The following is a 14,798-nucleotide window of genomic DNA, read 5'->3' on the forward strand; positions in this document are numbered from 1 at the left end:
TCATCGCGTAGTTTTGAAAGAGAACTTTCCGCTGATCGAGCGACGTAAAAAGAGACCCTCATGTTTTTCAAGAAGACATTACTTTCGACGGCCGGAATACTCGCCGCGGTACTGCTGATCTCGGCCTGTTCGTCCTCGGACGACACCGGCACGCCGAATTCGCCCGGTTCCGGGGCCGGCGAAAGCCCGGTTTCGGTGTCCATCGACCCGGCAGGCGGGACGAACGTCAGTCCGGCGACCCCGGTGGTGGTCAAGGCCGAGCACGGCAAGCTGGTCGACGTCACCGTCAGCAACACCGACAAGGGCAACCAGGTGAAGGGCGAACTGGCCGGCGACGGGCTCAGCTGGAAGAGCACCGAGCCGCTCGGCTACGGCAGCACCTACAAGATCGTGGCGCACGCCCAGGGCGGTGACGGAAAGTCCGTCGAGCAGCAGGGCAGGGTATCCACGCTGAGCCCGAAGCAGCAAGCGAACCCGAACCTGATCCCGGCGCCCGCCGCGGTCGCCTCCGGCGGTGTCGGCGTCGGGCAGCCGATCGTGTTCGCCTTCGGCCAGCCGGTGAAGAACAAGGCCGAGGTGGAGAAGAAGCTGTCGGTGGAGTCCACGCCGAAGCAGGAGGGCTCCTGGTACTGGATCGACGACAAGAACGTCCACTACCGCCCCAAGGCGTATTGGCAGCCGGGCACGACGCTCAAGGTTTCGGCGATGATCTACGGCGTCGATTTCGGCAATGGCGTCTACGGCGCGACCGACCGCACGGAAACGTACGAAGTGCACGATTCCTGGGTCGCGAAAGCCGACGGCAACACCGAGCAGATGCAGATCTTCCACAACGGCACACTGGCGAAATCGATGCCCATTTCCATGGGCAAGGACACCACGCCCACACATTCGGGCGCGCACGTCATTTCGGACAAACACGAGAATTACACGATGGACTCGTGCACCTACGGCGTCTGCCAGGGCCAGCCGGGGTACTACAAGGCGAACGAGAAGTGGTCGCTGCGGATCTCCAACGACGGCGAATTCGTCCACGAGAACCCGAACAGCGTCGGCGCGCAGGGCAGCTCGAACGTGTCGCACGGCTGCATCAACCTCAATGCCGCGAACGCCCAGTGGTTCTACCAGAACATGGGGTTCGGCGACGTCGTCGAGGTGACCAACTCCGGCGGCCCGCAGCTGCCCGTCTGGGACCTCTACGGCGACTGGTCGAAGTCCTGGGCGGACTGGCAGGCGGGCAGCGCGCTCAACTAGAGGCATGATGAGTGGGTGACCAGCACCCTGAGCACCGCCCGCTCACTCGTGGCCGGCGCCGGCCGGGTCGTCGCACTGACCGGCGCCGGGATCTCCACGGACTCCGGGATCCCCGACTTCCGCGGCCCGCAGGGCCTGTGGACCCGCGATCCGACCGCGGAGAAGATGTCGAACCTCCGGGCGTACCGGGAAAGCCGGGAGGTCCGGGAACGAACCTGGCAGGCGCGACTGGTGCACCCCGGCTGGGATGCGGCACCGAACGCCGCGCACTACGCGCTCGAGCGCCTGTCGCCGGCGCATATCGTCACTCAGAACATCGACCGGCTGCACCAGAAAGCGGGCTCTCCGCCCGAGCGGGTGCTGGAACTGCACGGGACGATGTTCGAGTCCGTCTGCCTGTCCTGTGACGACCACCGGGACATGCGCTCGACGCTGGAGCGTGTCCGGGTGGGCGAGACCGACCCCCCCTGCCTGCTGTGTGGCGGCATCCTCAAGTCGGCCACTGTGTCGTTCGGTCAACACCTGGACCAGAACCTGCTTAGGGCTGCGCGGACCGCGGTCTCCGAGAGCGACCTCCTGCTGGTCGCCGGATCCTCGCTGAGCGTGCAGCCGGCCGCCTCACTGGTGAGCGTCGCTTCGCGGGCCGGCGCCGACGTCGTGATCTGCAACGGCTCCGAAACGCCTTACGACTCCATGGCTTCCGCCGTCGTCCGCGGCCCCCTCAGCGAAACCCTCCCCGCCCTGGCCCCTTAACCCCATGTCCCGCGCCGCTACTCAGCTGCGTCACCCCCTCGGGCCCCGCTCGCACCCCACGTGTTTGGAGCCGGAACTTGCGTGTCCAGATACGAACTCGCGTGTTTGGAGCCGGCACTCGTGTGTCCGGGCACGTCATTCGCGTGTTTGGAGCCGGAACTTGCGTGTCTACGCGCGTCATTCGCGTGTGTGGAGCCGGTATTCGTGTGTTCGGGGGTGTGATTCGCGTGTGCGGAGGGATGGCACGGGTGTCTGGGTGGACGTCATGGGTGATCAGACGGACGACACCCGGTCGCCGGATCACGGGTGTCGTGTCTGAGCACGGGTGTTCCGGCTTCGGTCACGTGAGTGTCGTCCCCGGACACGCGTGTGACGGCTCACTGGCGGGGCCTGGGTATGGGGATAGGGTTCAGGCCCCGGGAGAACTCGTGGTTCTCGACCGGGGCCTGGACCCTGTTCAAGGTGGGTTCGGCGGTGTCCTACTCTCCCACAACCCTTCGGTTGCAGTACCATCGGCGCTGTCAGGCTTAGCTTCCGGGTTCGGAATGGGACCGGGCGTTTCCCTGACGCTATAACCACCGAAACACTACGAAACAACACACACTGAGTCTGTTTCCAGATCGGTGTGGTGTTTCAGAGCTGTAGAGTGGATGCGTAACATCTTCGTGGGCAAGTCCTCGGCCTATTAGTACCAGTCAACTCGACAACACATTACTGTGCTTCCATTTCTGGCCTATCAACCCAATGGTCTGTTGGGGGCCTTAACCCACAAGGGGTGGGATACCTCATCTTGGAACAGGCTTCCCGCTTAGATGCCTTCAGCGGTTATCCCTTCCGAACGTGGCCAACCAGCCATGCCACTGGCGTGACAACTGGCATACCAGAGGTTCGTCCGTCCCGGTCCTCTCGTACTAGGGACAGCCTTCCTCAAGTATCCTACGCGCGCGGCGGATAGGGACCGAACTGTCTCACGACGTTCTAAACCCAGCTCGCGTGCCGCTTTAATGGGCGAACAGCCCAACCCTTGGGACCTACTCCGGCCCCAGGATGCGACGAGCCGACATCGAGGTGCCAAACCATGCCGTCGATATGGACTCTTGGGCAAGATCAGCCTGTTATCCCCGGGGTACCTTTTATCCGTTGAGCGACACCCCTTCCACCAGGTGGTGCCGGATCACTAGTCCCGACTTTCGTCCCTGCTCGACATGTCTGTCTCACAGTCAAGCTCCCTTGTGCACTTGCACTCGACACCTGATTGCCAACCAGGCTGAGGGAACCTTTGGGCGCCTCCGTTACTCTTTAGGAGGCAACCGCCCCAGTTAAACTACCCATCAGGCACTGTCCCTGAACCAGATCATGGTCCGAGGTTCAGATTCCCAATCCGACCAGAGTGGTATTTCAACAACGACTCCACCAACACTAGCGTGCCAGCTTCACAGTCTCCCACCTATCCTACACAAGCCGAACCGAAAACCAATACCAAACTATAGTAAAGGTCCCGGGGTCTTTCCGTCCTGCCGCGCGTAACGAGCATCTTTACTCGTAGTGCAATTTCGCCGGGCCTGTGGTTGAGACAGCCGGAAAGTCGTTACGCCATTCGTGCAGGTCGGAACTTACCCGACAAGGAATTTCGCTACCTTAGGATGGTTATAGTTACCACCGCCGTTTACTGGCGCTTAAATTCTCAGCTTCACCCCCGAAAGGGTTAACCGGTCCTCTTAACGTTCCAGCACCGGGCAGGCGTCAGTCCATATACATCGTCTTGCGACTTCGCATGGACCTGTGTTTTTAGTAAACAGTCGCTTTCCGCTGGTCTCTGCGGCCACGATTCCCTAGCTTGCAAGAAGCTTCAAGAACCCTGGCCCCCCTTCTCCCGAAGTTACGGGGGCATTTTGCCGAGTTCCTTAACCACAGTTCACCCGATCGCCTTAGTATTCTCTACCTGACCACCTGTGTTGGTTTGGGGTACGGGCCGTGCACGCACTCGCTAGAGGCTTTTCTCGGCAGCATAGGATCACTCTACTTCACCTCAATCGGCTACGCATCACGTCTCAGCCTATATAGAGTGCGGATTTACCTACACTCCGGCCTACACGCTTACACCAGTACTACCACTCACTGGCGGAGCTACCTTCCTGCGTCACCCCATCACTCGACTACTACGGAATCAGATCCCACGCTCCACACAGCAACCTCCATCCGAAGACTTCAATCACTGGCTTTGGGTGGTTAGTATCAACCGCCTCATCCTGGGCGCACGTGCTCGGGTACGGGAATATCAACCCGTTATCCATCGACTACGCCTGTCGGCCTCGCCTTAGGTCCCGACTTACCCTGGGCGGATTAGCCTGGCCCAGGAACCCTTGGTCATCCGGCGGCAGAGTTTCTCACTCTGCATTCGCTACTCATGCCTGCATTCTCACTCCCACACCCTCCACGACTGGCTTCCGCCGCCGCTTCCCCGGATGCAGGACGCTCCCCTACCCATCCACACCACTGCATCACACTCTCAAGGAGGTGATGGATGTATATGTGCGAATGACACAGCTTCGGCGGTGTGCTTAAGCCCCGCTACATTGTCGGCGCAGGACCACTTGACCAGTGAGCTATTACGCACTCTTTCAAGGGTGGCTGCTTCTAAGCCAACCTCCTGGTTGTCTGGGCAATCCCACATCCTTTCCCACTGAGCACACACTTGGGGGCCTTAGCTGGTGTTCTGGGCTGTTTCCCTCTCGACGACGAAGCTTATCCCCCGCCGTCTCACTGCCACACTCTCACACCACGGTATTCGGAGTTTGGTTGATTTCGGTAACCCGGTAAGGCCCCTAGACCATCCAGTAGCTCTACCCCCGTGGTGAAACATGTGACGCTGCACCTAAATGCATTTCGGGGAGAACCAGCTATCACGGAGTTTGATTGGCCTTTCACCCCTACCCACAGCTCATCCCCTCAGTTTTCAACCTAAGTGGGTTCGGCCCTCCACGTCGTCTTACCGACGCTTCAGCCTGGCCATGGGTAGATCACTCCGCTTCGGGTCTAGACCACGCGACTCATTCGCCCTATTCAGACTCGCTTTCGCTACGGCTACCCCACACGGGTTAACCTCGCCACGCAGCACTAACTCGCAGGCTCATTCTTCAAAAGGCACGCCATCACCTCAACACCACAAGGATGTACTCGGGCTCTGACGGCTTGTAGGCACACGGTTTCAGGTACTCTTTCACTCCCCTCCCGGGGTACTTTTCATCTTTCCCTCACGGTACTAGTCCGCTATCGGTCTTCAGGAAGTATTTAGGCTTACCGGGTGGTCCCGGCAGATTCACAGCAAATTCCACGAGCTCGCTGCTACTCGGGAACACCACCAAGATTCACAAACATGTGTTTTCGCGTACGGGACTCTCACCCACTCCGGTCGCCCATCCCAAGGCGTTCCACTAACACACGCGTAAACCCGAGAACCTGTCAGAATTCTCAAGGCGGGTCCCACAACACCACACACACAACGCCTGACAGCTTGACATGTGCATGGTTTAGCCTCTTCCGCTTTCGCTCGCCACTACTCACGGAATCACGGTTGTTTTCTCTTCCTACGGGTACTGAGATGTTTCACTTCCCCGCGTTCCCTCCACACACCCTATATATTCAGATGCGGGTAACACCACATAACTGGTGCTGGGTTTCCCCATTCGGAAATCCTCGGATCACAGCTCGGTTGACAGCTCCCCGAGGCATATCGCAGCCTCCCACGTCCTTCATCGGCTCCTGAAGCCAAGACATCCACCATGTGCCCTTAACAACTTGACCACAAAGATGCTCGCATCCACTCTACAGTTCTCAAACACCACACCAGAAACAAACCACTCCCGGAGCTCGTGTGAACCCCTCGGCGTGTTGCCTCAGGACCCAACAGCATGCCAGCGAACACCATCCCCGATCATCCCGAGATCACCCTTTCCACGCACCCAGAGGTGCAGTACTCAGACGCCCCGGCAACAGCCGGCGACCGCATAAACCAGTAGTTCCACAATTCCTTGAGCAACCAGCACAACACCACGGTCGGGTGTTGAGTGCCGGCCACTCCACCACCGTTGCCCCGGGTATCCCGGCGGGGTGGATGTGTTGCTCCTTAGAAAGGAGGTGATCCAGCCGCACCTTCCGGTACGGCTACCTTGTTACGACTTCGTCCCAATCGCCAGTCCCACCTTCGACCACTCCCCCCCTTGCGGGTTGGGCCATGGGCTTCGGGTGTTACCGACTTTCATGACGTGACGGGCGGTGTGTACAAGGCCCGGGAACGTATTCACCGCAGCGTTGCTGATCTGCGATTACTAGCGACTCCGACTTCACGCAGTCGAGTTGCAGACTGCGATCCGAACTGAGACCGGCTTTAAGGGATTCGCTCCACCTCGCGGTATCGCAGCCCTCTGTACCAGCCATTGTAGCATGTGTGAAGCCCTGGACATAAGGGGCATGATGACTTGACGTCATCCCCACCTTCCTCCGAGTTGACCCCGGCAGTCTCCCACGAGTCCCCGCCATGACGCGCTGGCAACGTAGGATAAGGGTTGCGCTCGTTGCGGGACTTAACCCAACATCTCACGACACGAGCTGACGACAGCCATGCACCACCTGTACACCAACCACAAGGGAAGCCCTATCTCTAGGGATGTCTGGCGCATGTCAAGCCCAGGTAAGGTTCTTCGCGTTGCATCGAATTAATCCACATGCTCCGCCGCTTGTGCGGGCCCCCGTCAATTCCTTTGAGTTTTAGCCTTGCGGCCGTACTCCCCAGGCGGGGCGCTTAATGCGTTAGCTACGGCACGGACAACGTGGATGTCGCCCACACCTAGCGCCCAACGTTTACAGCGTGGACTACCAGGGTATCTAATCCTGTTCGCTCCCCACGCTTTCGCTCCTCAGCGTCAGTATCGGCCCAGAGACCCGCCTTCGCCACCGGTGTTCCTCCTGATATCTGCGCATTTCACCGCTACACCAGGAATTCCAGTCTCCCCTACCGAACTCAAGTCTGCCCGTATCGCCCGCACGCTCCACGTTAAGCGTGGAGTTTTCACGAACGACGCGACAAACCGCCTACGAGCTCTTTACGCCCAATAATTCCGGACAACGCTCGCACCCTACGTATTACCGCGGCTGCTGGCACGTAGTTAGCCGGTGCTTCTTATCCAGGTACCGTCACTTGCGCTTCGTCCCTGGCGAAAGAGGTTTACAACCCGAAGGCCGTCATCCCTCACGCGGCGTCGCTGCATCAGGCTTGCGCCCATTGTGCAATATTCCCCACTGCTGCCTCCCGTAGGAGTCTGGGCCGTGTCTCAGTCCCAGTGTGGCCGGTCACCCTCTCAGGCCGGCTACCCGTCGTCGCCTTGGTAGGCCATTACCCCACCAACAAGCTGATAGGCCGCGGGCTCATCCTGTACCGCCAGAACTTTCAACCACCCCCCATGCGAGGAATAGTGATATCCGGTATTAGACCCAGTTTCCCAGGCTTATCCCAAAGTACAGGGCAGATTGCCCACGTGTTACTCACCCGTTCGCCACTAATCCACCCGAAGGCTTCATCGTTCGACTTGCATGTGTTAAGCACGCCGCCAGCGTTCGTCCTGAGCCAGGATCAAACTCTCCAACAATGTCAAATTTGATCGAGGCAAATACTTGCTCTCAAAGGAACCTCAAACGAGGTTCAAATACATAAGCTCTACTGGCTTAGTTCACTAGCACACTGTTGAGTTCTCAAGCAACACACCCCAGACCACACCACAATCACGCGGCATCATCCGAAGCAATCATTTCTTGGCTTTTGTCCGGAGCACACTCTAGCACCTGCTCGAAACTGCCGTTTCAGCGGGGGTAGAGCTACCTCTCCGGTTCGGGACCACCCACTCTACCACCATCCGGTGGGAGCTTGGTTCGTGTTCCCGGCGGCCGCTCGGTTTCCCTGGCGACGAAGAGAACATTACACGGCCTGAAACCGGCGTTCGCAGGGGGGTCCCTTTTCTTGCGCGGGGGCTCTGACCTGCATCGATCGAGCCCTCCCCCGGAGCCGGCTCGCCGTGGGTGGCGACCACCGTCAGCGCGACGAGTGCGGCGGCGAGCCCCGCGGTGATGTGGATGGGCGCCGGCGTGAACGAAGCGCCGAGCACGAGCACCGCGGTCACCGGGAAGCCGATCGCGATCGGGCGGCATGCGTTGGTGGACCCGATGTGCATCAGCCAGACGCTGAGCAGACAGATCGCGACGGGCACGGTCGTCGCCATGTCGGCGGGCAGGGACTCGACGTGCCCGGTGTGGGTGTCGTAGTTCACCGCGACTTCGAGGCGGGCGCCGAGCGCGGCCGCCGAGGCGAAGATCAGGTAGTGCCCGTAGCCCCAGCTCGCCACGGTGAACAGGCTTTTCGCCTTCTCCGGCCGGGCGTGGCCCGGCTGGTCGAAGTACGGCCACCACAAGGAGAACACCGGCACGAGTCCCGCGGTGGCCAGCGAGATCAGGCTGCCGGTGTGCTCGGCCTCGTCCAGCCCCTCCTTGACCGCGGTGGTCGCGCGCCGAGGATGGATTCACCCAGCACGATGATCGTGAACAGGCCGTAGCGCCCGGCGATGTGATGCGGATGCCAGCGCTTGCGTTCGGCGATCACGGGGACCGCCGATTCGGCCGCCAGGAGCAAGAAGAACGACGGCACTACCAGCGACTCCGGCAGGCCGAGGCGGACGCTCCACAGGACTGGACGACCGTGATGCCGAGGGCATACCGCAGAGCGGCCGGGCGGCAACGCGGATCGGTCCGCGCGGCACGCGGCCATCGCACGACCATCGCCAGCCGCATCAGGACTTAGCCGATCACCATGATCGTGAAGTCGCCGTCGAAGGCCGACGAGACACCGGCGGCGACGGTCAAGCCCGCCCGCGATCCGCACGAGCGTCACCAGCCGGTACAGGACGTCGTCGGTGTCGAACGGGAACACCATCCCGAAGCTGAGCACCTCGTGCCCGATGTGGTTTTCGGCGATGGCGTGATGCAGATCGGCGACCACGAAACACAAGTCGAACAACAGCTCCAGCGGGGTCGCGACGCGATGCCCTTCACCGGAATCGCGCATCGTCCTCGGCCGCTACCAGACCCGCGGCCGATCGCGCCGTACAGGACTTCCCGCCATCACCGCTCCTCGCACGCTCGATCTGCGGAGATCTTCGCAGCAGGGAGCGGTCCACACACGCGGAGGAACGCGCGGCGGGTGGGCCCGGGCCGGGTGCACCTCCCCAGGCGACCCCGCGCGGACCCACCCGCGCGAATGCCTCACCGGGACTCGGCTCGTCAGCGGTGGTGAGCCGGGTGCCGCCGAACGGTCCCCCGCGGACGCCGACGGCCGTCCACCGGCTCGTGACCGCAGGTGCCCATTCCTGAAACTCCGGACGCACCACGATCGCTTCGCCGATCGATCCATCCCCGATCGATCGACAGAAATACCACTGTCGGTAGCCATGACACAGCAGTGAAGGCTCCGTCAGGTCTACCCGGTTGCTCTGAGTAGCACCAGGGGATAGCGGCGTCAGTCACTCGGATGGAGCATCCGTTCTTGCCGAACGTAGTCATCGGCGCGCCCGGATGACTCAGCCGCGCCGGCTGTCGGCGGAAGAAGGCGCGGCGTCCTCCCGCTCGGTGAGCAACCGCCGCTTCCGGCGGGCACGTAATTCGATCACGGCGAGTAAGAGCGCGGAACTCGTCAGGACGGCGGCGCACAGCATCGCCGCGGTCAGCGCCGACGGGTAGCCACCGTTCGCACCCAACACGGCGTGGAAGACCGAGGCCAGTACGACGGTGCCGATGGCGGTGCCGATCCGCTGCCCGGTCTGCAACGCTCCCCCGGCCACGCCCGCCATCGACGTCGGAACGCATTCCAGGGTCAGCGTGGTGTTGGGCGAGATGACCATTCCGCCACCGACGCCCGCGACGAGCAACGGCAGCGCGAACCACCAGCCCGCCGCGGCGCCGGGATCCCGCCCGGCGAGGAAGGCGACCGTGCTCATCCCCGCGATCACCATGATCAGGCCGGTGACGGTGAGCTTGCGGCCCCATTTCGGCACCAGCCGACCCGCGATCGCCGCCGACACGGCCGAACCGAGGGCGAAGGAGGTGACGGCGAGCCCGGATTGCAGTGGCGTGTAGCCGAGGCCTTGCTGGAAAAAGATGGCGAAGACCAGCCACATACCGGTGAAACCGCTGAAGTAGAGCGCGCCGACGGCGGCACCCGTGGCGTAGCCCGGGGTGCCGGTGAACAGCCGGGTGTCGAGCAGCGGCGGACGGCCGCGCCGCACCATCGAGCGTTCCCAGCGCACGAACGCGAAACCGAAGACCACCGCGACCACGAACAGCCACCACAGGCTGCTGAGCCAGCCCTGTTCGGATTCGATCAGCGGGAGCAGGACACCGAGGACGGCGACACCCAGCAGCAGGATGCCGACGAAGTCGATCTCGCCTCGCAGGCTTCTCGCCGGTGTCTCCGGTTTCGGGAGCCATCTCAAGGCCAGGGCGAACGCCAGGATCCCGATGGGCACGTTCACGTAGAAGACCCAGCGCCAGCCTTCCGGGTCACCGAAGACGGCGAGGATCACGCCGCCGAGCACCGGTCCGACGGCGGTCGAGATGCCGACGGTGGCGCCGAACATGCCGAACGCGCGGCCTCGTTCCGCGCCGCGGAACAGATCTTGGATCATCCCGCTGTTCTGCGGCGTCATCATGCCCGAGGCGAAACCCTGCAGGAGCCGCGCGATGATCAGTGTCGTCTCGTCCGGCGCCGCGCCGGCGAACACGCTGGTCAGCACGAAAGCGGCGAGCGCGAACAGGAACATGCGGCGGCGGCCGAGCGCGTCGCCGAGCCTGCCGCCGGACACCAGTACCAGCCCGAAGGCCAGCGCGTAGCCCGACACGACCCACTGGATCCCGCCGCTCGAAGCACCGAGATCCTTCTGGATCGACGGCAGCGCCGTGTTGACGATGCTGACGTCGAGCAGGCCCATGAACCCGGCGGCGAGGGAGACGGCGAGCGCCTTCCAGCGCCGGGGGTCGGGTTCGTAAGTGCTCATCAGGTGCTGGCGGCGATCCCGGGGATGCCCTTGAGCTCACCGATCAGCATCGAAGTCACCTTGACCGGATAGTCGTAGAGCGCGAAGACCGTCTGGTTCTTGCCGACCAGCTTCAGGTGCACCGGGGTCTCGCCCTTGTGCGCCAGCAAGGTCTGCTTCAGTTCACTGACCACCGACTGGTCGATCTTCTCCGCCGCGGCCAGCAGGACCAGCGGCAGGTCCTCGTCGCCGTTGCCGACCTCGGACAGGTCGAGCGGCACGAGCCCGCCGCCGAAGATGGACATCTTGTCCTCACGCCAGTTCACCCTGCCCTTGACCAGCACCGCGTTGTCCTCGATGAGATCGGCGGAGAACATCGCGTAGGACTTCGGGAAGTACAGCACCTCGAGCGAGGCGTCCATGTCCTCGACGGTGCAGATCGCCCAGGGCTCGCCCTTCTTGTTAACCCGGCGTTCCAGCGAGGTGATCAGCCCGGAGACGACCAGCTCGCCTTCCTTCGGCGGGTCGGCGAGGATCGCGGCGATCGGCCGCGGGGCGTGTTTGCGCAGAATGCGTTCGGCGCCGTCCAGCGGGTGCGCCGAGACGTAGAGGCCGAGCATCTCCCGTTCGTAGGCCAGGAGTTGCTTGCGCGGATACTCCTCTTCGCCGAACTTCAGGTGCGCGAGCGGCGACGAGGACACCGCGTCCCCGGCGTCGTCGTCCCCGCCGAACCCGAAGAGGTCGAACTGGCCCATCGCCTCCTGGCGTTTGAGCGGGACCACGGCCTCGACCGCGTCCTCGTGCACTTGGATCATCGAGAGCCGTGTGTTGCCGAGCGAGTCGAACCCGCCCGCCTTGATCAGCGATTCGATGACCCGCTTGTTGCAGGCCACCAGTTCGGACTTGTCGAGGAAGTCGGTGAAGGAGGAGTACTTCCCCTTCTCCTCGCGGGTCTTGATGATCGACTCGACGACGTTCGCGCCGACGTTGCGGACGGCACCCATCCCGAAGCGGATGTCGTCCCCGACGGCCGCGAACCGCAGCGCCGACTCGTTGACGTCCGGCGGGAGCACCTTGATCCCGAGGCGGCGGCACTCGGAGAGGTAGACCGCGGACTTGTCCTTGTTGTCCCCGACCGAGGTGAGCAGCGCGGCCATGTACTCCGGCGTGAAGTTCGCCTTGAGGTACGCGGTCCAGTACGAGATCAGGCCGTACGCGGCCGCGTGGCTCTTGTTGAACGCGTAGCCGGCGAACGGGAGGATCGTGTCCCAGAGCGCCTTGATCGCCTCGGACGAGAAGCCGCCGGGAACCAGCTCGCTCGCCTTCATCCCCTCTTCGAAGCCGACGAACTCCTTCTCGAGGACTTCCGCCTTCTTCTTGCCCATGGCGCGGCGGAGCACGTCCGCGCGGCCCATCGAGTACCCGGCCACCTTCTGGCCGATGTGCATGATCTGCTCCTGATAGACGATCAGGCCGTAGGTGTCGGCCAGGATCTCCTTCAGGGGCTCTTCGAGCTCGGGGTGGATCGGTTTGACCTTTTGCCGCGCGTTCTTGCGGTCGGCGTAGTCGTTGTGCGCGTTCATGCCCATCGGGCCGGGGCGGTACAGCGCGCCCACCGCCACGATGTCGTCGAACACCGTCGGCTGCATGCGGCGCAGCAGGTCCCGCATCGGCCCGCCGTCCAGCTGGAAGACGCCGAGCGTGTCACCGCGGGAGAGCAGTTCGTAGGTCGCCTTGTCCTCGACGCCGAGGGTGTCGAGGTCGATGTCGATCCCGCGGTTGGTCTTGATGTTGTCGATCGCGTCACCGATGACGGTGAGGTTCCGCAGGCCGAGGAAGTCCATCTTCAGCAGGCCGATGGCCTCGCACGACGGGTAGTCCCAGCCGGTGATGATCGATCCGTCGTCGCGCTGCCACAGCGGGATGGCGTCGGTCAGCGGGTCGCAGGACATGATGACCGCGCAGGCGTGGACGCCGGCGTTGCGGATCAGGCCTTCGAGACCACGGGCGGTCTCGAAGATCGTCTTGCATTCTTCGTCGGTCTCGACGAGCGCGCGGACTTCGGCGGCTTCGCCGTAGCGCTCGTGCTTCGAGTCGACGATGCCCGAGAGCGGGATGTCCTTCGCCATGATCGGCGGCGGCAGCGCCTTCGAGATCCGGTCCGCGATCGCGTAACCCGGCTGGCCGAAGTGGACGCGAGCGGAGTCCTTGATGGCGGCCTTGGTCTTGATGGTGCCGAAGGTGATGACCTGTGCCACCTTGTCGACGCCGTACTTGTCGGTGGCGTAGCGGATCATCTCGCCGCGACGGCGGTCGTCGAAGTCGATGTCGATGTCGGGCATCGAGACGCGCTCGGGGTTCAGGAACCGCTCGAACAGCAGCTTTTGCGGGATCGGGTCCAGGTTGGTGATACCGAGCACGTACGCGACCAGCGAGCCGGCGGCGGATCCACGGCCGGGGCCGACGCGGATGCCGACCTTACGGGCGTAGCTGATGAGGTCGGCGACGATCAGGAAGTAGGCGGGGAAGCCCTTCCCGATGATGACGTCGAGTTCGATCTCGATGCGCTCGTCGTAGGACGGGTCCGGGACGCCGTCCGGGTACCGCCACTTGAGGCCGCGCGCGACCTCTTCCCGCAGCCAGGTGCCCTGGTCGTAGCCCTCGGGCACCTCGAAGAACGGCAGCCGGTCCTTGTGCGTGTACACGTCCTTGTAGGACTCGACGCGCTCGGCGATCAGCAGCGTCGAGTCGGCGGCGCCGGGGACCTCCTTGTCCCAGTACTCCCGCATGTCGGCGGCCGACTTCAGGTAGTAACCGTCACCGTCGAACTTGAACCGGTTCGGGTCGTTCAGCGTCTTGCCCGCCTGCACGCACAGCAACGCGGAGTGGGTGTCGGCCTGGTCCTTGGTGACGTAGTGCGAGTCGTTGGTGGCCAGCGGCTTGAGGTCGAGCAGCTTGCCGACCTCGAGCAGGCCTTCACGGACCGACCGCTCGATCGGCAGCCCGTGGTCCATCAGTTCGAGGAAGAAGTTGTCGGCGCCGAAGATGTCCTTGTAGTCCGACGCGGCCTGGATCGCTTCGGTGCGCTGCCCCAGCCGCAACCGCGTCTGCACCTCGCCCGAGGGGCAGCCGGTGGTCGCGATGATGCCGTGGTGGTTCTCCGCGATCAGCTCGCGGTCCATCCGGGGCTTGCGGTAGTAGCCCTGCATGCTCGCGAGCGAGGAGAGCTTGAACAGGTTGCGCAGACCGGTGGAGTTCTCGGCGAGCATCGTCATGTGGGTGTAGGCGCCACCACCGGAGACGTCACCGCCCTCACCGAACTCGTCGGCGCCCCGCTGGTTCGACTGTCCCCAGAAGACCGGCTTCTTGTGGAACCGGCTCTCCGGCGCGACGTAGGCCTCGATGCCGATGATCGGCTTGAGGTCGTGTTTGACGGCCTGCTGGTAGAACTCGTCCGCGCCGTACATGTTGCCGTGGTCGGTCATCCCGACCGCGGGCATGCCCAGGCGCGCCGCCTCCTTGAACAAGGGGGCGATCTTCGCCGCACCGTCGAGCATCGAGTACTCGGTGTGCACATGCAGGTGGACGAAGGAATCGTTCGACACCAGCGAAAACCTCCCCTAGGCAGACGGATCCCTGGCTGCTTGACGCGGGCCGGTCCTCCCACCTTATGCGCCGGGGCTCGACGGCGCCCGGGCGGGATGGCAGCCCCGGCGA

The 14,798-nt window shown here is 63.0% G+C and carries 4 protein-coding genes, 3 rRNA genes and 1 pseudogene; 2 read left to right on the forward strand and 6 right to left on the reverse strand.

Annotation, left to right across the window (positions count from 1 at the left end; genetic code table 11):
* Positions 1-60: 60 nt before the first annotated feature.
* Both P3102_RS26575 and P3102_RS26580 read left to right on the forward strand, forming a co-directional pair.
* Positions 61-1,254: an Ig-like domain-containing protein gene (locus tag P3102_RS26575; RefSeq protein WP_276362683.1), complete on the forward strand. Its 1,194-nt coding sequence runs from the start codon at positions 61-63 to the stop codon at positions 1,252-1,254.
* 15 nt (positions 1,255-1,269) lie between these two features.
* Positions 1,270-2,007, forward strand: a complete 738-nt coding sequence (locus P3102_RS26580) for a Sir2 family NAD-dependent protein deacetylase (RefSeq protein WP_276362684.1) — start codon at positions 1,270-1,272, stop codon at positions 2,005-2,007.
* Positions 2,008-2,473: 466 nt separating this feature from the next.
* On the opposite strand, the gene rrf is transcribed toward P3102_RS26580, so the two are convergent.
* From rrf to dnaE, 6 genes and pseudogenes are all read right to left on the reverse strand, one after another.
* Positions 2,474-2,590, reverse strand: a 5S ribosomal RNA gene (gene rrf / locus P3102_RS26585).
* 82 nt (positions 2,591-2,672) lie between these two features.
* Positions 2,673-5,811, reverse strand: a 23S ribosomal RNA gene (locus P3102_RS26590).
* Positions 5,812-6,137: 326 nt separating this feature from the next.
* Positions 6,138-7,652, reverse strand: a 16S ribosomal RNA gene (locus P3102_RS26595).
* Together the 16S, 23S and 5S rRNA genes form the textbook arrangement of a ribosomal RNA operon.
* Positions 7,653-8,054: 402 nt before the next feature.
* Positions 8,055-9,118, reverse strand: a pseudogene (locus P3102_RS26600) (low temperature requirement protein A); the annotation flags it as partial.
* A 511-nt stretch (positions 9,119-9,629) separates the two neighbouring features.
* Positions 9,630-11,102: an MFS transporter gene (locus tag P3102_RS26605; RefSeq protein ID WP_276362685.1), complete on the reverse strand. Its 1,473-nt coding sequence runs from the start codon at positions 11,100-11,102 to the stop codon at positions 9,630-9,632.
* The gene (dnaE, locus tag P3102_RS26610) at positions 11,102-14,686 is read right to left on the reverse strand and encodes a DNA polymerase III subunit alpha (protein WP_276362686.1); all 3,585 of its coding nucleotides are present in this window, start codon (positions 14,684-14,686) and stop codon (positions 11,102-11,104) included. The genes P3102_RS26605 and dnaE overlap by 1 nt, the downstream gene beginning before the upstream one ends.
* Positions 14,687-14,798: the final 112 nt, after the last annotated feature.

Source organism: Amycolatopsis sp. QT-25 (assembly GCF_029369745.1).
GTDB lineage: Bacteria > Actinomycetota > Actinomycetes > Mycobacteriales > Pseudonocardiaceae > Amycolatopsis.

Excerpts from the sequence above, each read along its gene's own strand:
- P3102_RS26575 (WP_276362683.1), top strand. The coding sequence starts at position 61 with ATGTTTTTCAAGAAGACATTACTTTCGACGGCCGGAATACTCGCCGCG.
- P3102_RS26605 (WP_276362685.1), bottom strand. The coding sequence starts at position 11,102 with ATGAGCACTTACGAACCCGACCCCCGGCGCTGGAAGGCGCTCGCCGTC.